Origin of the sequence: Pseudomonas sp. FeN3W (genome assembly GCA_030263805.2) — a bacterium.
Lineage (GTDB): Bacteria > Pseudomonadota > Gammaproteobacteria > Pseudomonadales > Pseudomonadaceae > Stutzerimonas > Stutzerimonas stutzeri_G.
The window spans coordinates 4,531,973-4,555,936 of sequence record CP136010.1 but is presented as its reverse complement, the minus strand read 5'-3'; the positions used below and the strand labels follow the sequence as shown (position 1 = coordinate 4,555,936).

The following is a 23,964-nucleotide window of genomic DNA, read 5'->3' as shown; positions in this document are numbered from 1 at the left end:
CCATGCGGTTGCGCCAATCGCTGACCATTCTGTTGCTGGCCGTGCTCGCCAGCGCCTGTACGCCGCGGGTGGAACTGGCCGTACCGAACGAACCGATCAACATCAACCTGAACGTGAAGATCGAACACGAGATTTACATCCGGGTGGACAAGCAGCTCGACTCGATCATCAACCAAGACAGCGGATTGTTCTGAGGACGACGATGAAAACCTATCTGAAATTGGTAAGCCTGCTGTTGGCACTCATGCTCAGCCTGTCCGCAGCAGCCATGACACTCAACGAAGCCATGTCCGCGCTGGGCGACGCCAAGGCCAGCGGCCTGCTTGGCGAGAAGCCTGACGGCTATCTCGGCGTGGTGCGTTCCAGCCAGAACGCCGAGGACATCGCCAGCCAGATCAACCAGGCGCGCCGCGCCGAGTACCACCGCGTCGCCAAGCAGAACGGTATCAGCGTCAGTGACGTGGAAGCCATCGCTGGCAAGAAGGCCATCGAGAAGACGCCCTCCGGGCAGATCATCCAGCTGAACGGCAACTGGGTCAGGAAGTGATGCGATCCGGCGAGCGACCGTCCACCAGTGGAGCCCCGGTCGCTCGCGTCGCCGACGACCGGCCCGGCGTATCACCGATCGAGCACATTCCGCCCCATGACGCCTGATCGTCCCACGACACGCTGGCTCGCCGCGCTCTGCGCCGCCCTGCTGTCCGGCTGCAGCCTGCCCCCGCTGGAGGGCCGCACGCCCTCCAGCGCGCCCAGCTCTTCCGAAACCGCCGGTACGCCGCTGGGCCGGGCAATCGCGCCGCAGGTCGAGGCGCATCCGGGTCGCAGCGGCATCCATCCGCTGGCCGACCCGCACGACGCCTTCGCCGCCCGGGCCCTGCTGGCCCAGGCCGCGCAACGCACCCTGGACGTGCAGTACTACATCTGGCGCAACGACCTCACCGGCACCCTGCTGCTCGAAGCGCTGCACGATGCCGCTGATCGCGGCGTCAGGGTCCGCCTGCTGCTGGACGACAACGGCACCGCCGGCCTCGACCGCAAGCTGGCGACGCTCGACACCCACCCGCTGATCGAAGTGCGCCTGTTCAACCCCTTCGTGGTGCGCCGGCCGAAGGCCATCGGCTACCTCAGCGACTTCTCCCGCGCCAACCGGCGCATGCACAACAAGTCGTTCACCGCCGACAACCAGGCCACCATCATCGGCGGACGCAATGTCGGCGACGAGTACTTCGCCGCCGGCGAGGGCGTGCTCTTCGCCGACCTCGACGTGCTGGCCGTGGGCCCGGTGGTCGAGGACGTCTCCCACGACTTCGATCGCTACTGGGCCAGCGACTCCGCCTATCCGCTGGCCGGCATCCTGCCCGAGGCGGGCCCGGCGGCGCTGGACGAACTGTCGGCCGAGGCCTCGATCATCGAAAGCGACCCGGCCGCCAGCCGCTACGTCGCCGCGCTGCGCGAATCGGCCTTCATCCGCGCCCTGCTCGCCGGCGACCTGGGGTTCGACTGGGCGGCCACGCGGATGGTCAGCGACGACCCGGCCAAGGGCCTCGGCCGCGCCGATGGCGACGGCCTGCTGACCCACCAGTTGGGCAAGATCCTCGGCGAACCAAGCAGCGACGTCGAACTGGTTTCGCCCTACTTCGTGCCCACCGCCACCGGCACCGCCGCGTTCGCCGCGCTGGCGGACAGCGGCGTGAAAGTGCGCATCCTGACCAATTCGCTGGACGCCACCGACGTCGCCGCGGTGCACGCCGGCTACGCCAAGCGGCGCAAGGCCCTGCTGCGCGCCGGCGTCGCCCTCTACGAGCTGCGCCGGCTGGCCGAGAACGGACCGAAGGACAGGGCCGGGCCGTTCGGCAGCTCCGGTTCCAGCCTGCACGCCAAGACCTTCGCCGTGGACCGCGAGCGGGTCTTCGTCGGCTCGTTCAACTTCGATCCGCGCTCGGCGAACCTGAACACCGAACTGGGCTTCATCATCGACAGCCCGCAGCTCGCCGCCCGGATCGAGGCGATATTCGACGAGCAGATCCCCGCCGCCGCCTACGAGGTCCGCCTGTCCGAACAGGGCCGGCTCTACTGGCTGGAACGACGCGACGGCAGCACCGTCCGCCACGACAATGAGCCCGAAGTCGGCTTCTGGAAACGCGCGAGCGTGACGCTGCTCTCCTGGCTGCCGATCGAATGGCTGCTGTAAGCGAATGCCGCATGGGGCCGATTGCGAGCAAGCTCGCTCCACACAAGAGCCCGCGCCAACACGCCTCCTCGTAGGAGCCGGCTTGTCGGCGATCGCCTCCGCCCGAGCCCGTTCAGAACAACCCCAGCTGCCCATCGACCAGCGATGAGAAATCGTCGCCCACGAACGGCAGGATCGCGTCCGCCACCGGCTGCAGCTGCCGGCTCACGTAGTGATCGTAGTCGATCGCAGCCCGCCGGTTCTCCAGCGGCTCAGGCCCGGCGACGGTGATCAGGTAGCTGATCCAGCCGCCATTCTGGTACTGCCGTGGCCGGCCCTGGCGGTCGTTGTAGTCGTCGGCCAGGCGCGCCGCGCGCACGTGTGGCGGGACGTTGCGCTGGTAGTCGGCAAGCCGGCGGCGCAGGCGCTTGCGAAAGACCAGCAGCTCGTCGAGCTCGCCCGCCAGGGTGCGGCGCACGTAGTCGCGCACGTAATCCTGGTACGGCTGGCGGTGGAAGATGCGCTGGTAGAGCTCCTGCTGGAAGCGCTGGGCCAACGGCGACCAGTCGGTACGTACGGTTTCCAGTCCCTTGAAGACCATGCCGTCGCTGCCGTCCGGCAGGGTGACCAGCCCCGCGTAACGCTTCTTGCTGCCCTCCTCCGCACCACGAATGGTGGGCATCAGAAAGCGCCGAAAATGGGTTTCGTATTGCAGCTCCAACGCGCTGACCAGCCCGTACTCGGCCTGCAGATGCACTCGCCACCAATCATTGATGTGCTGTACCAGCTGACAGCCGATCAGCGCCGCCTCGTCATCCGAATGCGCTTTGCGCAGCCAGACGAACGTGGAATCGGTATCGCCATAGATGACGGCATGCCCCTGCGCCTCGATCAGTTCGCGGGTGCGCCGCATGATTTCGTGACCGCGCAGGGTGATGGACGAGGCCAGGCGCGTATCGAAGAAGCGGCAGCCACTGGAACCGAGCACGCCGTAGAAGGCGTTCATGATGATTTTCAGCGCCTGCGACAACGGCTTGTTGTGCTCGCGTTTCGCCGTTTCGCGCCCCTCCCAGACGCGTTCCACGATTGCGGGCAGGCAGTGCCTAGTCCGCGAGAAGCGCGCACCGCGGAAACTGGGAATCGATTGTTCGTCATCCGGCTGGCGCAGCCCTTCGATCAACCCCACCGGATCGATGAGAAAGGTGCGGATGATCGACGGATAGAGGCTCTTGTAATCGAGCACCAGCACCGACTCGTAAAGCCCCGGCTGCGAACTCATCACGAAGCCACCCGGGCTGGCCTCCGGCTGCCGCTCGCCAAGATTCGGCGCGACAAAACCCTGGCGATGCATCAGCGGCAGGTACAGGTGCTCGAAGGCGGCGACCGATCCGCCACTGCGATCCGCGGCCAGCCCGGTCACCGTGGCGCGCTCGAGAAGGAAGGTCAGCAGTTCGGTGCGGGCGAAGATGCGCGTCACCAACTCGCAATCCTTGAGGTTGTAGCGCGCCAGAGCCGGCTTGTCCTCGGCGAACATGCGCTCGATTTCCGCCATGCGCTGGTAGGGATTGTCGATGGCTTTGCCTTCACCCAGAAGGGTCTGAGCGACGTTCTCCAGGCTGAAGGAGGGGAAGCTCCAGGTCGCCGAGCGAAGCGACTCGATACCATCGATGATCAGCCGCCCAGCGGCCGCGGCGAAATAATGATTACCGCGACCACCGTGCTCGCGCCACTCCATCTCCGCACCACCGCGTCCCAGGCGCAACGGCACCTGCAGGCGCTGCGAATGATCGCGCAGCACACGCAGATCGAACTGCACCAGATTCCAGCCGATGATCGCATCCGGGTCGTGCTCGGCGAACCAGAGGTTCAGCCGCTCGAGCAACTCGCACCGGCTTTCGCAATACTTCAGCGAAAAATCGATGGTCGTGCCCTGCCCGTTCTCCGGTCCGAGCATGTAGACCTGGCGCTGGCCACAGCCCTCCAGGGCGATGGAATAGAGGTCGCCACGGGCGGTGGTTTCGATATCCAGCGAAACCAGCTTGAGCCTCGGTCGATAGTCAGGTGCCGGTTTGAGCTGCGCATCGATCGACGCGCCATCTTCGCCAGACGTGTCCGGGAAGGACACCGGCGCGCTGATGAAACGCTCCATCAGGTAGCGCTCGGGCGGACGGATATCGGACTCGTAGACATCGACTCCAGCCTCACGCAGCAACCGCGTGCAATCCAGCAAACGACGATATGAACGGCAGTACACCCCCATCACCGGACGATGGCGGAAGTCGCACAAGGCCAGCGACCGCAGTTCCACATCGCGCTCGCGACGTAGCAGCGCTTCAGCGCGAGGACGTTGCTCTTCGGGGATGAAGGCGACTGAATCTTGCTGCGGGACACGGACCTGCCGTGCGCCAGCGTCGGTGGCCAGCCAGAAACTGATCTCCGTACCCTCAGCCGTATCACGCCAGTGCCGGGTGAGGATAAAGCCCCGCCGTAGCTGCGACATCACCCTCCCCTCGCTTCGCACAACACTGTGTTGGCCAGGCAGACTGCACCTGCCGTTGAAGCGTAGCCATCATCAGACAAACCCGGCTGCCGCATTCTGAGGACCGCAAAAGCAAAAGCCCCCGAAACTCTATGAATTTCAGGGGCTTAGGCTATATGTAATGGCGGAGAGATAGGGATTTGAACCCTAGGTACCCGCGAAGGTACAACGGATTTCGAATCCGTCCCGTTCGGCCACTCCGGCATCTCTCCAGCGGCGCGCATCATAGCAGCTGGAGCAGGTTTGTCGAACCCCAACTGCATAGATTTTTTTACCGTATTCAGTCTCTTGCGTCCCACCATGCGCTGACGCAGGGCGAGTCTGCTCATACCGTTCGATCAGGCCGTCAGACGGGTCAGCGCCTCGCGGTACTTGTCGGCGGTTTTCTGCGCAACGTCCGCTGGAACCGCTGGGGGCGGCGGCTGCTTGTTCCAGCCGGTGGATTCGAGCCAGTCACGGACGAACTGCTTGTCAAAGCTCGGCGGGTTCTTGCCTTCCTCGTAGCTGTCGGCTGGCCAGAAGCGGCTGGAGTCGGGGGTGAGCACTTCGTCCATCAGGGTCAGCGTGCCGTCTTCGTCGAGCCCGAACTCAAATTTGGTATCGGCGATGATGATGCCGCGCGTGGCTGCGTATTCGACCGCCGCGCTATACAGCGCGATGGAAACGTCACGCACCTTGGCCGCCAGTTCCTTGCCGATGATGGCCTCGCACTGCTCGAACGAGATGTTCTCGTCATGATCGCCCACTGCCGCCTTGGTCGAGGGCGTGAAGATCGGTTGCGGCAGTTTGGCAGCTTCTTTCAGGCCGGCTGGCAGCTGGATACCGCAGACGGTGCCGCTCTTCTGGTACTCCTTCCAGCCGGAGCCGACGATGTAGCCACGCACGATGGCTTCCACTGCAACCGGCTTGAGACGCTTGGCGACTACCGCACGCCCCTCCACCAGCGGCAATTCGGCGGCCGGCACCACGTCTTCGACCTGATCACCAGTGAAGTGGTTGGGGATCAGCCCCTTGAGCTTGTCGAACCAAAAGTTGGAGATTGCGGTGAGGATCTTGCCTTTCTCCGGAATCGGCTCGGCGAGAATCACGTCGAACGCCGATAGACGATCGGTGGCGACCATGAGCATGCGTTTGTCGTCGATCTCGTAGAGATCACGAACCTTGCCCGAATAGATCTTCTTCAGGCTGAGGGCGGTGGGAGTGGTCATACGAAAACTTCCGCGGTTGGCAGGTCGGCAGAAACGAAACAGGCGAAACCGAGGGTTTCGCCTATCCGTGTCGTGTTGCAGGGCAGCTCTCGCTTAGCCCAGGTTGTCCTTGAGCAGACTGAGCACCCGGCGTGCGACATCGGCCGGTGCGACGGTGTCGACGCTCTTGTCGAGCGAGACCTGAACACCATTGCCGACGCGGGTCAGACGTACTTGATAACGCTCAGCCCGCGCCTCGATCTCATCCTTGTCCGGTGCACCACCGAACAGGCGACTGAAGAAGCCAGGCTTGTCATCCGGATCATCGGCACGCTCGCTCAGATTCACGTAATACACGCCGAGGCTTCGGTCCAGATCGTCCACACGCACATCGGCGGATTGAAGGGCTCGACCGACGCTGGACCAGGCACGATCGAAATCGCTATCCAGCTGCAGCACAGGACTGCCGCTGCCGTCTTCGGTCAGATTCACCCGACTTGGCGCATCGAAGTCACGCTCGGCCAGCAGCGATACGGAACCGCCTTGCTTGGCGCTCCGGGTAAGGCTGGCTTGCAACTCGTCGAGCAGGACCCGATCGAGCTCCTTGTTGCTGGAGGTCTCCGGCCAGGCCACCTCGGCGGTGCTGCCGGCAGGACGCTTGACGCTGACCACGAAGATCTCGCTGGTATTGCGCTGCACACCTGGCTCGACACGAACACGTACCCGCGTTTCGCCATCTTGAATGCCCAGATTGCGTACCAAGGCGTCGTTCAGTCCCGCGGCGCTTTGCCAGGCCGTAGTGAACTCACCGGTCTGGCGGCGCTCTTCAGCAATGCTGAAACCGTTGTCGGTGAAGAACTGCCGCGCGGCGGTCCAGACCTGTGATGGTGTGTATTGCGCCACCAGCCAGCGAGAATCCTCGGACGACTGCACGCTGAAATCACTGAGCTCTGCCGCCACCTGCAAACGCTGCGGGCGCGGCACTTCATACTCGCCTGGAACGCCAGTGCTGTCAGCAATCTGCTGCGGAATGGGCAGCAACGGGTCGAGCGGGCGGGTCTCGCCGTCGACTGCGACCTGCATCGGTGCGGTCTGACGCGCCGATAGGTAGTCGCTACCGCGGTCACGGAAATATCCATCATCGCCCCACAGCCAGCCGCAGCCACTGGTTGCAGAGATGATCAGGGCAAGGGTCGAAAGTCCGGCCAGTCGCTTCATGCGTATTCCTTTGTTATTAAGCCAGTACGCCGGTTTGGCGCATTGCCTGGCGTAGCGGTTCCTGGAAGCTCTGACTCAGCCAGGTCAGCGGCAGACGGATGCCATTACCCATCAGGCCCATCTCGTGCAGTGCCCACTTGACCGGAATCGGGTTGGCTTCCAGGAACAGAGCGCGATGCAACGGCATCAAACGCTCGTTGATTGCGCGAGCAGTGGTGGCCTCACCGGCCATCGCAGCGGCGCAGAGATCGCTCATGGCGCGCGGCGCGACGTTTGCGGTCACGGAGATATTGCCCTTGCCGCCCAACAGCATCAGTTCGACAGCAGTGGGATCATCGCCCGAGTACACGAGAAAGTCCTTGCTGACGCGATCCAGCACTTCCTGGCCGCGATTGAGGTCACCCGTGGCCTCCTTGATACCGATGATGTTGGATATCTTGGACAGACGCTCGACGGTATCCGGCAGCATGTCGCAAACGGTACGACCGGGCACGTTGTAGAGAATCTGCGGAATCGCCACGGCCTCGGCGATGTGCTTGAAGTGCAGGTACAGGCCTTCCTGGGTCGGCTTGTTGTAGTACGGGGTCACCAGCAGACAGGCATCGGCGCCAGCGGACTTGGCGTTCTCGGTCAGCTCGACGGCTTCGCTGGTAGAGTTGGCGCCGGTGCCGGCAATGACCGGAATCCGGCCGTTGACCTGGTCGACGACACGCCGGATCACTTCGATGTGCTCGGCGACGCTAAGCGTGGCCGACTCACCGGTAGTCCCGACAGCGACGATTGCATTGGTGCCTTCCTGCAAGTGGAAGTCCACCAGTTTGCTCAGGCTGTCCCAGTCCAGACCGCCCTGCGCATCCATGGGCGTGACCAGCGCCACCATACTGCCCGCAATCATGCAACCACTCCTGCCGGAATAATAAAAAGAGGCGTAATGGTACAAGGCTCCCCAGCGCTTTGCGAGTAGCCTGAAGCAGGCCGCACAAAGCCAAAGGGCACCAGGCGCCGAGCACCTCGACACAGGCGCCATTTGGCAGTGCGCATTCCCTCTGCCCTCGGTTTTCGCTACTCTTAGCCGTTTTCGGCTTGGCTGGCCGACCGATTCACCACCGCCAGGAATGCTGCATGTCCACCCCCCCTGTACCCCGCGAACAATTTCTCGTCATCAGTGCGCTCGGCGCCAACCCGATGGAGCTGACCAACGTACTCTGCCGGGCCGCCAACGAGAATCGCTGCGCGGTTGTCAGCACACGACTGACCCGCCACGGCGAATGCAGTGCGCTGGTTCTGGAAGTCACTGGCAGCTGGGACGCATTGGCCCGGATGGAAACGACGCTGCCGGGACTTGCGAAGAAGCACGCCTTCACCGCCAACGTAGTGCGCAGCGAGGCGCTGGAAAACCGTCCACAGGCACTGCCGTACGTGGCTTATGTGAGCGCGGTCTTTCGCCCCGACATCCTCAATGAGCTCTGTCAGTTCTTCATCGACCATCGCGTCGAACTGGAAAGCCTGACCTGCGACACCTACCAGGCCCCGCAAACCGGCGGCACCATGCTCAACGCCACACTGACCGTCACGCTTCCGGCGGGTACGCAGATCAGCTGGCTGCGCGACCAGTTCCTCGACTTTGCCGACGCACTGAACCTCGACGCACTGATCGAGCCCTGGCGTCCACAGAACCCTTGAGATTAGTAATCAGGAGCCCACATGGCCGTTGAAATCGACCGTCCCGTCCCGCCCTTCCAGGCTCAAGCCACGAGCGGCCAGCTGATCGAACTCGAGTCGCTGGCCGGCAAGCAGGTCGTGTTGTACTTCTACCCTAAGGACAACACACCCGGCTGCACGACGGAAGGCCAGGGCTTTCGTGATCATCACCAGGCTTTTCTGGCGGCGAACACCCTGGTATTCGGCGTTTCCCGCGACAGCCTGAGGACCCATGAGAACTTTCGCGCCAAGCAGGGCTTCCCGTTCGAACTGATCAGCGACAAAGAAGAGCAGCTCTGCCAGCTGTTCGATGTGATCAAACTGAAAAAGCTCTATGGCAAGGAGTACCTCGGCGTGGATCGCAGCACCTTCCTCATCGACCGCAACGGCATACTGCGCAAGGAATGGCGCACGGTCAAGGTACCGGGCCACGTTGAGGCAGTCCTTCAAGCCGCGCAAGCACTGAACGCCGAATGAAAAAGGCTGGCCACTGCGCCAGCCCTTTCGCGTCACTCGACCGTTTCGACCAAACCCGCCTTCGGCTCGCCTGGCCACGCATTGAGAACGGCCTTGAACAAGGTCGCCAGGGGAATGGCAAAGAACACGCCCCAAAAGCCCCACAACCCTCCGAACAGCAGTACCGCGCAGATGATCGCGACCGGGTGCAAGTTCACCGCCTCGGAGAACAACAAGGGTACCAGCACGTTGCCATCCAGCGTCTGGATGATTGCGTAAGCCACCATAAGGTAGAAGAACTGGTCGCCCAGCCCCCACTGGAATATCCCGATCAGCGCGATCGGAATGGTAACCACCGTCGCGCCGATATAGGGCACCACGACCGAAACGCCGACCAGCATCGCCATCAGCGCGGCATAGTTGAGCCCCAGCGCAGCGAAGACCGCATACGACACCACGGCACAGATCAGAATTTCGATGGCTTTGCCACGGATGTAGTTGGCGATCTGCAGGTTCATTTCCTGCGAGACCTGAGTGATCAGTCCACGTTCACGTGGCAGATAGCCCTTGATCCAGTCGCTGATCTGCTGCCGGTCCTTGAGGAAAAAGAACACCAGGATCGGCACCAGCACCAGATAGATCATCAGCCCGATCAGCAGTGGTAGGCTGGACAGCGAAGAGGTCAGCACCAACTGGCCATAGCGGCCGATCTCGCTCCGAATGAAGTCGATGCCGCGCAGCACCTGCTCCTCGGTCACCAGCTGCGGATAGCGCTCCGGCAGCAACAGCAACAACGACTGCCACTCGACCAGCATGCGCGGCAACTCGTTGAACAAGGTCAGTACCTGCTGCCACAGCAAGGGCACGATGAACAGCGTGCAGACCACCATCACCCCGATGAACATTAGAAATACCAGCCACACCGCGAGCAGATGCGGCACTCGCAGCCGCTCCAGCGCACCCACCAGCCCCTGCATCAAAAAGGCCAGCACCAATCCCGCCAGTACCGGCGCCAGCATCCGGCCAAAAATCAGGACGGCGGCGAAAGCCAGAAACAATAGGACCGCAAGAACCACCGCCTCCTCATGGGAGAAGTAACGCTGCATCCAGCCGCGTAATACCTTGAGCATTTTATTCCTCGAAGCGAATCGTCAGGCCTTGCGCAGCCAGTAGCGATAAAGACCATCTTCGACCTCTTCATGCAGCAATGCATGACCGGCCAGTTTGGCGAAGCTGCGGAAGTCCCGTTGCGAACCCGGATCGCTGGCAATGACCTTGAGCACAGCGCCGCTGGACATCCGGTTCAGTTCCAGCTTGGCCTTAAGCAAAGGCATGGGGCAGTCGAGCCCAACGGCATCCAGTTCGGCATCGCATTCGGGCGATTGCGGTCGAGCTTCGGTCATGGTTCGCCTCCACAGAAAAGCCTCGCAGCATACCTAGCACTGCGGGGCTCTGGCCAGCCGGCCAAGGTCAAGGCTACAGTAGCCGTTCTCACTTCAACGAGCCTGTCTGGATGAAATTGCTGCGCCCTGCCCTGCTCACGCTCGCCTGCCTGACCGCCCAGCCGGCGCTGGCCAATGACCTGCCCTCACTAGGCGACGCCAGTTCCGCCATCGTTTCCCCTGAACAGGAGCACCAGCTCGGTCGGGCATGGCTCAGCCTGCTACGCGGACAGGTGAGCCAGCTCTCGGACCCGCAGCTCAAGGACTATGTCGAAAGCAGCGTCTATCGCCTGGCCGAGACCAGTCAGCTGCAGGATCGCCGCCTTGAGTTCGTCCTGCTGGACAGCCCCCAGCTGAATGCCTTCGCTGCTCCCGGCGGAATCATAGGCGTCAACGGCGGCCTGTTCATCTATGCCCAGACCGAAGCCGAATATGCATCGGTAATGGCACACGAACTGGCGCACCTGTCGCAGCGCCATTTCGCCCGCGGCCTGGAAGCGCAGCAGCGCATGCAGCTGCCTCTGATGGCCGCCATGCTCGCCGGCGTCGTCGCAGCCGCTGCCGGCGCAGGTGATGCCGGCATCGCCGCCATCGTGTCCACCCAGGCCGCAGCCATCCAGGCCCAGCGCCGCTTTTCCCGGCAGAACGAACAGGAGGCCGATCGCATCGGCATCGTCAACCTCGAGCGGGCCGGCTACGACCCGCGTGCGATGCCATCGATGTTTGGCCGCCTCATGCGCCAGTATCGTTACGACCAGAAGCCGCCGGAATTCCTGCTGACACACCCGGTCAGCGAATCACGCATCGCTGATACCACCAACCGGGCGGAACAGTATCCCGAGGGTGGCGCACAGGACAGCCTGCGCTATCAGCTGATGCGCGCTCGAACGCAACTGAAGTTCGAAAGAACACCGGGCGTCGAGGCCAAGCGATTCCGCGCCATGCTCAGCGAAAATCCACAAATGGATGCCGCACGCTATGGCCTTGCGCTCGCGCAAGTCAAAGCTGGGCAGCTCGACGAAGCGAACAGCAGCCTTGCTCCGTTGCTAGCCAAGGCACCGGACGACATCACCTACAACCTCGCGCAGATCGAACTCGACATCACCGCCAACCGGTTGCAGCAGGCGCAGACCCGCTTGCAGCGCTTGCTGCAGCTGTATCCGGGCAACTATCCGGTGCGCCAGATGCACATCGACCTTCTGATGGAAAGGGGCGAGACGCAGCAAGCCGAGCGCGAACTGGACAAGCTGGTGGCGCAGCGCCGCCAGGATCCCGATATCTGGTATCAGGTCGCCGAAGTGCGTGGGCTGAGCGGTAACATTGTTGGCCTGCATCAGGCACGCGCGGAGTATTTCGCTCTGGTAGGCGACTATGACCAGGGCATCGAGCAGCTCGACCTGGCTAAGCGTCGCGCCAGCAACTTCCAGATCGCATCACGGATCGACGCACGCCAGAAACAGCTGATCGAAGAGAAGCGCATGGTCGAGGGCATGCTGCGCTAAATTGAAAACGGCGCTGAACGCTCAGCGCCGATGCTAAGGATCAGGCGTTGCCAGCCTGCTTCAGCCGCGCGGCCTGGGTGAAATCGAGCATTCGCTTGAGTGGCTTCACCGCGCGCGGAATGATCGCCGGATCGACGAAGATTTCATTGCTGCCAGCGCGCAGGCATTCCAGGGTCCGCTCTAGCGTGTTCATCGCCATCCAGGGGCAATGCGCACAGCTTCGGCAGGCTGCACCCTGACCGGCGGTTGGCGCTTCGATGAATGTTTTTTCTGGGCACAACTGCTGCATTTTGTAGAAGATGCCACGATCCGTAGCGACGATGAGCGTCTGCTGCGGCAAGGTCTGCGCGGCCTTGATCAGCTGACTGGTCGAACCTACCGCATCGGCGAGTTCGACCACGGCCTGCGGGGACTCAGGATGAACCAGAATCGCGGCATCCGGGTATAGCGCCTTCATGTCAGCCAACTGCTTGGCCTTGAACTCTTCATGGACGATACAAGCGCCATCCCAGAGCAGGATGTCGGCACCGGTCTCGCGCTGTACGTAGTTGCCCAGATGCTTGTCCGGTGCCCAGATGATCTTTTCGCCGTTATCCATCAGGCTTTCGACGATTTCAAGCGCACAACTGGATGTCACCACCCAGTCAGCGCGCGCCTTCACCGCCGCCGACGTGTTGGCATAGACCACCACGGTGCGCTCTGGATGCTGATCGCAGAAAGCCGAAAACTCTTCGACAGGGCAACCCAGATCGAGGGAACAGGTCGCCTCGAGCGTGGGCATGAGCACACGCTTCTCCGGATTGAGAATCTTCGCCGTCTCGCCCATGAACTTGACGCCGGCGACCAATACGGTCTGGGCCGGATGCTCGTTGCCGAAGCGCGCCATTTCCAGTGAGTCGGAGACGCAGCCACCGGTTTCCTCGGCCAATGCCTGGATCACCGGATCGGTGTAGTAATGCGCCACCAGCACCGCATTCTGGCGCTTCAACTCGGCAGCTATCTCACTGCGCAGCTGCGCTTCCTGCTCAGGCGTAAGCGGCCTGGGCTGCTTGGCTGCCAGGTGAGCCTGCACGAGGATGCGTTCGGGTATCTGCGTCATGGACGGGTCCTGCCAGCACGGGATTGCACGAAGCGCCAAGTATAACGGCCTAGACCGGGCATTCGGGCTTCTCGGTAGAGACGAGGCGCGCAGGGTTCAGACACGCCTCCTGCCTTTCAACGGGGCAGGAATACTAGCCGAAGCCTCCACAAAAGGGAAAGCACGGTAAACGCCGTAAAAAGCAGGGCATTGCACCCTGCCAAACGAAAACCGCCGGCATCAGCCGGCGGTTCTTTTGGATCACTCGCCCTTGAGCATGTGTCCGCGTTCTTCCAGGTTGATGTGCCACTGCATCGCCTCGCCCAGCAGGTGCGGGGTCTGACCGCCCTTCTTGCAGGCATCGTCGAAGTACTTGTTCAGCGCATCACGGTAGGACGGATGTACACAGTTGTCGATGATCACGCGGGCGCGCTCGCGCGGAGCGAGGCCACGCAGATCAGCCAGGCCTTGCTCGGTCACCAGGATCTCGACGTCATGCTCGGTGTGGTCGACATGAGCAACCATCGGCACGACGCTGGAGATGTTGCCGCCCTTGGCAATCGACTTGGTCACGAAGATAGCCAGGTGCGCGTTACGTGCGAAATCGCCCGAACCGCCGATGCCGTTCATCATCTTGGTGCCACCCACGTGAGTGGAGTTGACATTGCCATAGATGTCGAACTCGAGCGCGGTGTTGATGCCGATGATGCCAAGACGACGCACCAGCTCAGGATGGTTGGAGATTTCCTGCGGACGCAGAATCAGCTTTTCCTTGTACTTTTCCAGGTTGCCGAACACGCGATCATTGCAGCGCTCGGACAGGGTGATGGAGCAACCGGAAGCAAAGGTCATCTTGCCCGCATCGATGAGCTCGAAGGTGCAGTCCTGCAGCACTTCGGAGTACATCACCAGGTCTTCGAACGGCGAATCGATCAGACCGCACATCACGGCGTTGGCGATGTTGCCGATACCGACCTGCATCGGGCCGAGGTTCTTCGCCATACGGCCGGCTTCGACTTCGCTCTTGAAGAACTCGACCAGATGGTTGGCGATGGCCTGGGTTTCTTCGTCCGGCGGAGTGACGGTGGAGTAGGAGTCCGGCTGATTGGTGATGACGATGGCGGCGATCTTGGCCGGATCGACCGGAATCGAGGTCACGCCAAGACGATCGGCGACGTTGGTCAAAGGAATCGGACCGCGGTTTGGACGCTCACCCGGGAAGTAGATGTCGTGCAGACCTTCCAAGTTCAGGTTGTGGGCAAGGTTCAGCTCAATGATTACCTGATCGGCAAACATGGCCAGATTCGCCGAGTTACCCACGGAAGTGGTCGGGACAATGTGGCCCTCCTCGGTGATGCACAGCGCCTCGACGATGGTGACGTCGGGGCGCTTGATCTGATGATTACGCATCTGCTCGACGGTGTGCGACAGATGCTGGTCGATGAACATGACCTCACCTGCGTTAATCGCCTTGCGCAGTGCCGGATCGGCCTGGAACGGCATGCGACGGGCCAGCAGCCCTGCAGAAGCCATCTTGCCATCGAGATCGTTACCCAGGCTGGCACCAGTGACCAGGCTGATCTGCAGCTTCTCGTCCTTGGCACGGTCGATCAGCGCGAGGGGTACGGCCTTGGCTTCGCCCGCACGGGTGAAGCCGCTCATGCCAACGGTCATGCCGTCGCGAATAAGGGAAGCAGCCTCTTGGGCGCTCATGACCTTGTTCTGCAGAGAGGACAAGCGGATGCGATCAGAATACATTTGAGCCTCGAACCAACGGACAATCAGGAAGGTCGCAGTCTATTACGTTTAAAAACGCTTGAGTCACCTACTAAGGTCGTAGAGCAAAACTCCACTTATGGCCAAACGTGGCAGTCAAGTAATGCGATACGAAATAGCTGGCATAAAAAAACCGGAGCGCCTGAAAGGCCTCCGGTTTATTCGCTCCAAGCGGAGCTGCGTCTGGTGGGTCGTGTAGGATTCGAACCTACGACCAATTGGTTAAAAGCCAACTGCTCTACCAACTGAGCTAACGACCCAATGCGGGGCGCATGATACTGATTTGATTGATGAAAACAAACTTTTTTTTGAAAAAAATTCGCGAGCGCTTGGCTTGACGATACCCCACCCAGCGCTGGCGCAGGGAGGTCAGAAGTAGCGAGTGGGATCAACCAACCCCGCCTCGGCAAAACCAGCAGCGCGCAACCGACAACTGTCGCACTTACCACAAGCACGCCCATCCGCGTCGGCCTGATAGCAGGAAACCGTAGCTGCATAGTCCACGCCCAGACGAGCCCCCTCCTGCACGATCCGCGCCTTGCTCATCTCCTGTAGTGGCGCCTGAATGCGAAACCCCAGCCCTTCCACGCCAGCCTTGGTGGCCAAATTGGCCATTCGCTCGAATGCGGCAACGAACTCCGGCCGACAATCCGGGTAGCCCGAGTAGTCGACAGCATTGACGCCAATGAAAATATCTCGAGCACCCAGCACCTCGGCCCAGCCAAGGGCCAATGAGAGAAACACGGTATTGCGCGCCGGGACGTATGTGACCGGAATACCTTCACCCGGCGCCTCAGGCACATCGATGCTTTCGTCGGTCAACGCCGAGCCGCCGATGCCGTTGAGACTCAGACCGATCACCTTGTGCTCGACCACACCAAGTTGCCGGGCAACACGTTCGGCTGCCTGCAGTTCGGCGCGATGACGCTGGCCGTAGTCAAAGCTCATGGTGTAACAGGCGTAGCCCTGAGCACGGGCCATGGCGACCACCGTGGCCGAATCAAGCCCGCCGGACAGCAGGATGACTGCTTTCTTCTCGTTCATTTCGCGATACCTTCAAAACTGTGGTCACGACCCGGGGCGGGCCGCCATGCCAGCGATTCAGTGGCCGGGCGCGTCGTTCCAGATAATCTTGTGCAGCTGAAGCTGCAAGCGCACCGGCAGATTGTCGGCGACGATCCAGTCCGCAAGCGCACGAACATCAACCTGGCCGTGACTCGGTGAGAACAACACTTCTCCGGCACGCCGATCCAGTCCGTACTCGATCAGCTTGCTGACAGCCCAGTCATAATCCTCGCGAGAACAGATGACGAACTTGACCTGATCGTTGCGTGTAAGGCAGGCGATGTTCTCGTAGCGATTACGCGCCACCTCGGCGGAACCCGGTGTTTTCAGGTCCACTACACGACTGACGCGCTCATCCACCGCGGAGATGTCGAGTGCACCACTGGTCTCCAGTGAAACCTCATATCCCGCATCGCACAGTCGCTGCAGCAAAGGCACACAGTTGGGCTGCGCCAGCGGCTCGCCACCGGTCACGCAGACGTAACGAGGGCTGTAGGAGGCAACCCGCTCGACGATCGCATCGAGCGTCATAAGCTCTCCGCCGCTGAACGCGTAGGCGGTATCGCAATATTGACAGCGCAGGGGACAGCCGGTCAGGCGAACGAACACAGTAGGCAATCCACTGGTCCGCGTCTCCCCCTGCAGCGAGTAGAAAATCTCGGTGATTCGCAGGGTCATATCAGCCACGGGCGTGACGGCTAAACAGGCCATCCGCCTCCGTTGCGGGAAATAGGGGCGGCGATTCTAACGAAAAAACCCGCGCGATGGGCGGGTTTCGTTCAGTGTCGCCAGCGTGATTCAGCGATTGAGCTGACGCTGAGCCAATTGTGCAGCCGATGTATTCGGATACCGGGCGATGACCTCACGCAGAATGCCCTGCGCCTTGTCCCGGTTACCCAGACGGATTTCCACATCTGCCAGCTTGTAGAGCGAATCCGGCACCTTGTTGTGCTGCGGATATGCCTGGCTCACTCGAGCAAATGCCTGGCCGGCCCCTTGCAGATCACCCTTTGCCAGGTTGACCTCGCCAAGCCAGTACTGGGCGTTGCCAGCGTACTGACTGTCAGGGTACTTGCGCAGGAACGCCGCGAAAGCCTGGCTGGCCTTGTCGAAATCCTTCGCCTTGATCAGGTCGAAAGCCGCATCGTAATAGAGCTTTTCCTTTGCAGGATCGGCCGATGCGCTTTGCGACTGCCCCTGGCTGGCACTGGCAGGTGCCGAACTTCCAGCCGACGCAGCCGTATTGCCGGACGAAGCAGGCTGATTGCCTGACGCGGCCCCGCTCGATAGACGGCGGTCCAGATCCTGGTAGCGCTCCAGCCCCTCTTGTTGCAGGCGCTGGAGCTGATTCTGTTGTTCCTCGAGCATGCCGCGCAGTTGCGCGATCTCTTCCTGCATCTGCTGCAGCTGCATGAAGAGCATGCCCTGCGCCGAAGATGGAGCGGTGGCTCCACCTCCGGCATAGGCACCGTCACCGCTCGGCGCGGCGGTGGAGTAACCCGAGTTGCCGCCAGCGGCACCCTCTTCGTAATCCACCACCGGCACTTGAGCTGCCGCCATCAGCGGCAGCGCGAGCACTGTAAAAGTCAGAGCATGACGGTACTTACGCATGACGAATTACTTACGCAGTTCGACGCGACGGTTCTGAGCCCAGGACTGCTCGTCGTTACCCATGGCAACCGGACGCTCTTCGCCGTAGGAAACCAGTTCCAGCTGAGCCGGGGAAACGCCCTGCAGGACCAGGTAACGCTGTACGGCCTTGGAGCGACGCTCGCCCAGAGCCATGTTGTACTCACGGGTACCACGCTCGTCAGTGTGGCCTTCCAGTACGACGCGAGCGCCGTTGCCTTTCAGATCCTTGGCGTGAACGTCCAGAGCGCGCATGGCTTCCGGCTTCAGGTCGGAACTGTCGTACTCGAAGTAGAAGGTGGTGATGGCGCGCAGAGCGGCTTCTTCGCTCATGCTGCTATCGACGGAGCCGGAATCAGCACCGTAACCAGCATTCGGATCGATCGCGCCCGAACCTTCGCCCGAATCGTCGCCGCCCTTGGAGGAACAACCGACAGCAACAGCCATGGCCAGAGCCAGAGCGGTGAACTTACCGAATTTCAGCATTTCCATTTGTAACAACCCCAGGTGTGTTTTGATTAAAAGCGTTGATACCGCATCAGTTCAGGTAAGGGGACCAGGACGGCTCTCGGACTTCGCCTTGAGCTGTAGGAAGCGGGAGCCTAACGCGCCCATTGATGGACACGAGCATCAAGACTCCCCGGCCCTGCTGGCGGGTGGCGTAGATTAGCATGGTGCCATTAGGCGCAACAGTGGGCGATTCATCCAGACTGGTATCCGAGAGTATTCGCAGATTGCCGCGCTGCAAGTCCTGCGCAGCAACCTTAAAGTTGGTGTAGCCGTCCTGGCGATGGATCATGACCAGTGTTTTCTCGTCAGCCGACAATTTCGGGTTGGCGTTGTAGTTGCCAACGAACGTCACACGCTCAGCCGAATTGCTGCCCAGCCGTTGCTTGTAGACCTGAGGCTTGCCAGCACGGTCAGAGGTGTAATAGATGGTCTGACCATCAGCTCCCCAGAAGGGTTCGGTATCGATCGCGTAGTGATTGGTCAGGCGCTGCAACTGCCGCGAGCCGAGGTCCATCACATAGATTTCCGGATTGCCATCTTTCGACAGTACGAATGCCAGGCGATTGCCATCTGGCGAGAATGCCGGCGCACCGTTCAAACCTTCGAAGTTGGTGACCTGTTCACGGCGACCTGTATCGATGTGCTGAATGAAAATACGTGGCCGCTTCTGCTCGAAGGACACATAGGCAATACGACGTCCGTCCGGTGAATAACGCGGGGAGAGGATGGGTTCGCGCGATTGCAGCAGAGTCACCGCCCGCGCACCGTCATAATCCGAACGCTGCAGGGTGTAGCGCGTGTTCGCGCCGCCCAGCCGCTCGACCGTTACATACAGCAGGCGAGTGGAAAATGCGCCCTTGATACCAGTGAGCTTCTCGAAGGATTGGTCCGCCGCATGGTGCGCCATGTCGCGCAACTGATCCGGGGAGCCGCCGACGGTTCCTGTCATTACCTGCTGCTCGGTCGTTACGTTGAACACTTCGTAACGGACCTGAAGGCGGCCACCGGCCGGCTCGATGTTGCCGACCATCACGTACTGGGCGCCCAGCGCCTTCCAGTCGCGATAGATGATCTCGCTGCCGCGGGTCGGCATGCTGATCATGTTCTGCCGCGGAATGGGCTGGAAAATACCGGAATTGCGCAAGTCGTTGCCGACGATTTCCGCCATGTCTTCAGGCAGGACGGTGCCACCCTGCCAGCCGAATGGAACGACCGCGATAGGAATCGCACGGTCTGCACCACTGGTCACGACAATGTTTTTTTCCTGCGCCACCGCTATCCCCGCCAGGCAGCAAAGCAGAACAAGTAGACCTCGAAGGTAGTTGATCACAACGCAAGATCCTCAGGCGTGAATGTCATTTTGAATGATCGGTAAGGCTGGAATTCCTGCGGGCTCAGGCCCTGCATTTCCGTCAACCGACCGATGTTCTTCACTGCGGCAACCGCAGAGTTGTCGAATGGCACGTCACCGCTCGACCTGGAGACACTGACGTTGGTGATGGTGCCATCCGGAAGCATGTTTACCTGGAGCTGCACGGTCATGTTGTTGCGCGCCGACGGTGGACGTGTCCAGCCTTCTGCAGCGCGTAGCCGAATCAGGTCGTCAAAGTTACCGGCGACCTGATCGCCTTGCGTGTCAGCCAGTGCCTGCTGGCGCTCAGTGGTATCCGACAGCAGCTCGGCAAGCGCCTGAGCCTTCTTGTCTTCTGCCGCTTTGCGCGCGGCTTCCGCCGCAGCCTTCTTCTTGGCATCTTCAGCAGCTTTTTTCTTGGCTGCTTCGGCGGCGGCCTTCTTCTTCGCCTCCTCTGCCGCCTTGCGCTTGGCTTCTTCAGCGGCCTTCTTCTTGGCCTCCTCGGCTGCCTTTTTCTTGGCCAGTTCTTCAGCAGCCTTTTTCTTGGCGATGTCAGCCTGCTTCTGCTGCTCGACCTTCTTGGCTTCCTCGGCTTTTTTCGCCGCAGCCGCTTTATCGGCTGCGGCTTTTGCCGCATCGGCCTTTCGAGCCTCTTCCGCCTTCTTTTGTTCCGCAGCGCGGGCTGCAGCGGCCTGCTTCTCCTGCTCGACCTTGCGCTGCTCCATCTGTTCGCTTTCGAACTGCTTGGCAGCAGTCTTCTTCGCTTCGCCGGCAATCTTCTGATTGGTCTGAGTCGTCGCCTGGCTCTGCGACTTCAACTGATACAAGGTGGCCTGGACGATCGGCTTGGACGGCGGCAGCTCGGGCGTCATCGAAAAACTGACGAACAGCATGCCGAAAATGATGACGTGCAGCCCAACCGCCAGCACGGTTGGCCAGAAGTAGCTCTGCGAAGGCGATGACTCACGCTGCTGCATCAAGGCACCTCGGTGATCAGACCGACATTACCTACGCCGGCTTCCTGCAGACCACCCATGGCCTCCATCACCGAGCCGTAATCCACCGCGCGGTCGCCACGGATGAACACCTGGGTATCCGGGCGCTGTCGCATGATGGCGACGACAGCCTGCGTCATGTCTGCCAATGCGACGGCCTCGTTGCCCTTGCTGTCGGTATCGACCTCGCTACCGACGTTCCAGTAATAGGTCTTGTCAGCCTTGATGGATATGGTCAGCACCTGCTTGTCGTTATCCTGCGGCAAGGCTTCGCTGCTGACCTTGGGCAGATCGACCTTGACGCCCTGATTGAGCATCGGCGCCGTGACCATGAAGATGACCAGCAGCACCAGCATCACATCGATGTAAGGCACCACGTTCATCTCGGCGACGGGCTTGCGTCTGTTGCGGATTCTGGCCATGGCCGTGGGCCTCAGTCTTCGGTGGTGTGAACTTTGCGGTGGAGGATGGCCTGGAACTCATCGGCGAAGGTGTAATAACGACCGATGAGCATCTCGCCCCGCGCAGCGAAACGGTTGTAGGCGATCACCGCTGGAATCGCGGCAAACAAACCGATTGCCGTAGCGATCAGCGCTTCGGCGATGCCTGGCGCCACAGTCGCTAGCGTTGCCTGCTGGACCTGAGCCAGACCGCGGAAGGAATTCATGATCCCCCAGACGGTACCGAACAGGCCGATGTAAGGGCTGGTGGAGCCAACAGTGGCCAGGAATGGCAAGCTCTGCTCGAGCTTTTCCTCTTCACGGGAAATCGCCACGCGCATGGCGCGGTTGACTCCATCCATGACCGCATCGGGATCGACACCCTGCTGCTGACGCAGACGGGAAAATTCCTTGAAGCCGGCACGAAAGATCTGCTCGACACCGGAATCCGGATCCGGGTTACTACCTGCCTGGCGATACAGCTTGGACAGGTCGATACCGGACCAGAAGCGCTCTTCGAAGGTATCGAGTGCTCGCTTTGCAGCACGCAGCATACTGCCGCGCTGGAAAATCAGAATCCATGAGGTGACCGATGCGGCCACCAGAATCAGCATGACCAGCTGCACCACGAAGCTGGCGTTGCTGATCAGGCTCCACATGGACATGTGATCGACGTTGGCTTCCACGCTTACTCTCCTGCAGGGGATAGACCCGAGCCGGCGAAGGCGACACGCAGCGCTTCGGGGATGGCTCGGGGTTTCAAACTTTCGGCACGCACGCAGGCAACCAGCACCTGCCCCTCACAAAGCAGAACATCATCCAGTGCGCGTCGGACCTGCTGACGAAACCGCAGACTGGCGCGATTCAACTCAACCACCTCGGCCGTCACCAGCAATTCATCGTCCAGGCGAGCCGGCGCGCGGTAGCGGGCTTCGACCGAATGCACGACGAACAGCAAGTCCTCACCGGCCAGCTGCGACTGGGCGAATCCCAGGCTGCGCAACCGCTCGGTACGAGCTCGCTCCATGAATTTGAGGTAATTGACGTAGTAGACAATGCCGCCCGCATCGGTGTCCTCGTAATAGACTCGACAGCGGTGGGTGAAGATTTCAGCTCCGACTTGCGCGCGCATACTAGTGCTCGGCCCTGTAAATGCCAATCGGGTAACAGAACAATATTTTCTTCAAACTATGTCGCCATCGAACAGATCCGGCGTCGGCGCATCACTCATGCGCTTGGGCAGATTGAGGCCGAAATGGAGGTAGGCATGACGCGTCACGACCCGGCCGCGCGGCGTGCGCATGATATAGCCCTGCTGGATGAGGTACGGCTCGAGCACATCCTCGATGGTATGCCGCTCTTCACTGATCGCGGCAGCCAGGCTGTCGATGCCCACCGGACCACCATCGAACTTCTCGATAAGCGTCAACAGCAACCGGCGATCCTGATGATCGAAGCCTCGTTCATCGACGTCGAGCATATTCAAGGCGAGATCGGCAATCTGCCGGGTGATCTCGCCACGACCCCGCACTTCGGCGAAATCTCGTACACGGCGTAGCAGGCGGTTAGCGATGCGCGGCGTCCCTCGCGCCCGACGGGCAATCTCGAACGCCCCCTCAGGCTCGGTCGGCAGGCCGAGGATACCGGCGGAACGGCTGACGATGGTCGCCAGATCCTCGGTGGAATAGAACTCCAGGCGCTGGACGATACCGAATCGATCACGCAACGGATTGGTCAGCATGCCGGCCCGCGTAGTGGCGCCCACGAGGGTGAACGGCGGCAGATCCAGCTTGATCGAGCGAGCCGCAGGCCCCTCGCCGATCATGATGTCCAGCTGGAAATCCTCCATCGCCGGATACAGCACTTCCTCGACGATGGGCGAAAGACGGTGGATCTCATCAACGAACAGGACGTCGCCGGCCTCCAGATTGGTCAGCAACGCGGCCAGGTCACCCGGCCGCTCAAGCACCGGCCCGGACGTGCTCTTGATCGACACCCCCATCTCTTCCGCGATGATGTTCGCCAGCGTGGTCTTGCCCAGCCCCGGCGGACCGAAGATGAGCGTGTGATCGAGCGCTTCCTGGCGGCCCTTGGCCGCGCGAATGAACAGATCCATCTGCTCGCGCACGACGGGCTGACCGATATACTCGGCCAGCTTGAGTGGCCGAATGGCACGATCCAGTTGTTCGTCGCGATCGCGACTGCCTGCCGTGACGATACGATCCGCTTCGATCATGGCTTACACCATGCCCTTGAGGGCGCGACGGATCATTTCTTCACTGCTCAAATCATCTTCCTGTATGGCGGATACTGCACGGCTGGCTTCCTGCGGTTTGAAGCCCAGGGAGATCAATGCGCTGACCGCATCATTCTCGGCGCTTGTGACTGCCGTTTTGCTCCCGGGTTCAACAACGAAGGTCGCGATCGCGGGCATGCTCTCCCACGCCTTGAAGCGATCCTTCAACTCCACCAGAAGCCGCTCGGCGGTCTTCTTGCCGACACCCGGTATGCGCACCAATACCGAAGTGTCCTGCGCCTGCACACATCGCACCAGCTCATCGACTTCCAGCCCGGACATCAATGCAAGTGCCAGCTTGGGCCCCACGCCGTTCAAACGGATCAGTTCGCGAAACAGCTCGCGCTCGCGTTTCTCGGCGAAGCCATAAAGCAGTTGAGCGTCTTCACGCACAACGAGGTGCGTATGCAGGGTCACCGGCTCGCCGACCGTAGGCAGGCGATACAACGTCGTCATCGGCACCTCGACCTCATAGCCGATGCCGTTCACATCGAGAATCAGATGCGGCGGTTGTTTTTCCGCCAGCGTACCGCGCAAACGTCCGATCAATCCTGAATCCTCCATGGCCAGCGCGCATGCGACGACCAATCGCTTATTCGCCAAATAGAA

25 protein-coding genes and 2 tRNA genes are annotated in these 23,964 nt (G+C 61.1%); 6 read left to right on the top strand and 21 right to left on the bottom strand.

Annotated features, from left to right (window positions below; all coding sequences use genetic code 11):
• Positions 1-2: 2 nt before the first annotated feature.
• From P5704_021490 to P5704_021480, 3 genes are all read left to right on the top strand, one after another.
• Positions 3-194 (top strand): YnbE family lipoprotein, encoded by a 192-nt coding sequence (locus P5704_021490; protein ID WOF78550.1) that lies wholly within the window; start codon positions 3-5, stop codon positions 192-194.
• Between the two features lie 8 nt (positions 195-202).
• A complete protein-coding gene (locus tag P5704_021485) occupies positions 203-547 on the top strand; it encodes a YdbL family protein (protein ID WOF78549.1) in 345 nt (114 codons plus the stop codon).
• Positions 548-643: 96 nt separating this feature from the next.
• Entirely contained in the window at positions 644-2,191 is a 1,548-nt protein-coding gene (locus tag P5704_021480) for a phospholipase D family protein (GenBank protein ID WOF78548.1), read from the top strand.
• Positions 2,192-2,303: 112 nt separating this feature from the next.
• On the opposite strand, the gene P5704_021475 is transcribed toward P5704_021480, so the two are convergent.
• The 5 genes from P5704_021475 to dapA form a co-directional block, all read right to left on the bottom strand.
• Positions 2,304-4,670: a DNA polymerase II gene (locus tag P5704_021475; GenBank protein ID WOF78547.1), complete on the bottom strand. Its 2,367-nt coding sequence runs from the start codon at positions 4,668-4,670 to the stop codon at positions 2,304-2,306.
• A gap of 161 nt (positions 4,671-4,831) precedes the next feature.
• Positions 4,832-4,921: transfer RNA gene (locus tag P5704_021470), tRNA-Ser, on the bottom strand.
• 126 nt (positions 4,922-5,047) lie between these two features.
• Complete coding sequence (locus tag P5704_021465; protein ID WOF78546.1) at positions 5,048-5,917, bottom strand: phosphoribosylaminoimidazolesuccinocarboxamide synthase; 870 nt, start codon at positions 5,915-5,917, stop codon at positions 5,048-5,050.
• Between the two features lie 93 nt (positions 5,918-6,010).
• Positions 6,011-7,114, bottom strand: coding sequence for an outer membrane protein assembly factor BamC (gene bamC / locus P5704_021460; GenBank protein ID WOF78545.1), 1,104 nt, complete (start codon positions 7,112-7,114; stop codon positions 6,011-6,013).
• A 16-nt stretch (positions 7,115-7,130) separates the two neighbouring features.
• Complete coding sequence (gene dapA / locus P5704_021455; protein ID WOF78544.1) at positions 7,131-8,009, bottom strand: 4-hydroxy-tetrahydrodipicolinate synthase; 879 nt, start codon at positions 8,007-8,009, stop codon at positions 7,131-7,133.
• A gap of 227 nt (positions 8,010-8,236) precedes the next feature.
• Between dapA and P5704_021450 the strand changes: the two genes are divergently transcribed.
• Positions 8,237-8,797: a glycine cleavage system protein R gene (locus P5704_021450; protein WOF78543.1), complete on the top strand. Its 561-nt coding sequence runs from the start codon at positions 8,237-8,239 to the stop codon at positions 8,795-8,797.
• A 21-nt stretch (positions 8,798-8,818) separates the two neighbouring features.
• Positions 8,819-9,292 carry a peroxiredoxin gene (locus tag P5704_021445; protein WOF78542.1) on the top strand — a complete coding sequence of 158 codons (474 nt, stop codon included), beginning with the start codon at positions 8,819-8,821 and terminating at the stop codon, positions 9,290-9,292.
• Between the two features lie 32 nt (positions 9,293-9,324).
• On the opposite strand, the gene P5704_021440 is transcribed toward P5704_021445, so the two are convergent.
• Positions 9,325-10,401, bottom strand: coding sequence for an AI-2E family transporter (locus P5704_021440; protein WOF78541.1), 1,077 nt, complete (start codon positions 10,399-10,401; stop codon positions 9,325-9,327).
• A gap of 21 nt (positions 10,402-10,422) precedes the next feature.
• A complete protein-coding gene (locus tag P5704_021435; protein WOF78540.1) occupies positions 10,423-10,674 on the bottom strand; it encodes a sulfurtransferase TusA family protein in 252 nt (83 codons plus the stop codon).
• A 110-nt stretch (positions 10,675-10,784) separates the two neighbouring features.
• On the opposite strand from P5704_021435, the gene P5704_021430 reads away from it, so the two are divergent.
• Positions 10,785-12,215 (top strand): M48 family metalloprotease, encoded by a 1,431-nt coding sequence (locus tag P5704_021430; protein ID WOF78539.1) that lies wholly within the window; start codon positions 10,785-10,787, stop codon positions 12,213-12,215.
• 40 nt (positions 12,216-12,255) lie between these two features.
• Here the strand turns inward: P5704_021430 and nadA are convergent, their stop codons facing one another.
• From nadA to ruvA, 14 genes are all read right to left on the bottom strand, one after another.
• The gene (nadA, locus tag P5704_021425; protein ID WOF78538.1) at positions 12,256-13,314 is read right to left on the bottom strand and encodes a quinolinate synthase NadA; all 1,059 of its coding nucleotides are present in this window, start codon (positions 13,312-13,314) and stop codon (positions 12,256-12,258) included.
• A gap of 240 nt (positions 13,315-13,554) precedes the next feature.
• Positions 13,555-15,051: an acetyl-CoA hydrolase/transferase family protein gene (locus P5704_021420; protein ID WOF78537.1), complete on the bottom strand. Its 1,497-nt coding sequence runs from the start codon at positions 15,049-15,051 to the stop codon at positions 13,555-13,557.
• Between the two features lie 202 nt (positions 15,052-15,253).
• A tRNA-Lys gene (locus P5704_021415) sits at positions 15,254-15,329 on the bottom strand.
• A gap of 109 nt (positions 15,330-15,438) precedes the next feature.
• A complete protein-coding gene (gene queC, locus P5704_021410) occupies positions 15,439-16,113 on the bottom strand; it encodes a 7-cyano-7-deazaguanine synthase QueC (protein WOF78536.1) in 675 nt (224 codons plus the stop codon).
• A 57-nt stretch (positions 16,114-16,170) separates the two neighbouring features.
• Entirely contained in the window at positions 16,171-16,812 is a 642-nt protein-coding gene (gene queE, locus P5704_021405; protein ID WOF78535.1) for a 7-carboxy-7-deazaguanine synthase QueE, read from the bottom strand.
• Positions 16,813-16,932: 120 nt separating this feature from the next.
• A complete protein-coding gene (gene ybgF, locus P5704_021400) occupies positions 16,933-17,745 on the bottom strand; it encodes a tol-pal system protein YbgF (protein WOF78534.1) in 813 nt (270 codons plus the stop codon).
• A 6-nt stretch (positions 17,746-17,751) separates the two neighbouring features.
• Positions 17,752-18,255, bottom strand: coding sequence for a peptidoglycan-associated lipoprotein Pal (gene pal / locus P5704_021395; GenBank protein WOF78533.1), 504 nt, complete (start codon positions 18,253-18,255; stop codon positions 17,752-17,754).
• A 46-nt stretch (positions 18,256-18,301) separates the two neighbouring features.
• A complete protein-coding gene (tolB, locus tag P5704_021390; GenBank protein ID WOF78532.1) occupies positions 18,302-19,603 on the bottom strand; it encodes a Tol-Pal system beta propeller repeat protein TolB in 1,302 nt (433 codons plus the stop codon).
• The gene (gene tolA / locus P5704_021385; protein WOF78531.1) at positions 19,600-20,601 is read right to left on the bottom strand and encodes a cell envelope integrity protein TolA; all 1,002 of its coding nucleotides are present in this window, start codon (positions 20,599-20,601) and stop codon (positions 19,600-19,602) included. Before tolA ends, tolB begins: the two co-directional genes overlap by 4 nt.
• Positions 20,601-21,041, bottom strand: a complete 441-nt coding sequence (gene tolR / locus P5704_021380; protein ID WOF78530.1) for a protein TolR — start codon at positions 21,039-21,041, stop codon at positions 20,601-20,603. Before tolR ends, tolA begins: the two co-directional genes overlap by 1 nt.
• Before the next feature lie 11 nt (positions 21,042-21,052).
• Positions 21,053-21,745, bottom strand: coding sequence for a protein TolQ (gene tolQ / locus P5704_021375; protein ID WOF78529.1), 693 nt, complete (start codon positions 21,743-21,745; stop codon positions 21,053-21,055).
• Positions 21,746-21,747: 2 nt separating this feature from the next.
• A complete protein-coding gene (ybgC, locus tag P5704_021370) occupies positions 21,748-22,191 on the bottom strand; it encodes a tol-pal system-associated acyl-CoA thioesterase (protein ID WOF78528.1) in 444 nt (147 codons plus the stop codon).
• Between the two features lie 51 nt (positions 22,192-22,242).
• Positions 22,243-23,295 (bottom strand): Holliday junction branch migration DNA helicase RuvB, encoded by a 1,053-nt coding sequence (gene ruvB / locus P5704_021365; protein ID WOF78527.1) that lies wholly within the window; start codon positions 23,293-23,295, stop codon positions 22,243-22,245.
• 3 nt (positions 23,296-23,298) lie between these two features.
• A complete protein-coding gene (gene ruvA / locus P5704_021360) occupies positions 23,299-23,904 on the bottom strand; it encodes a Holliday junction branch migration protein RuvA (protein WOF78526.1) in 606 nt (201 codons plus the stop codon).
• Positions 23,905-23,964 lie beyond the last annotated feature (60 nt).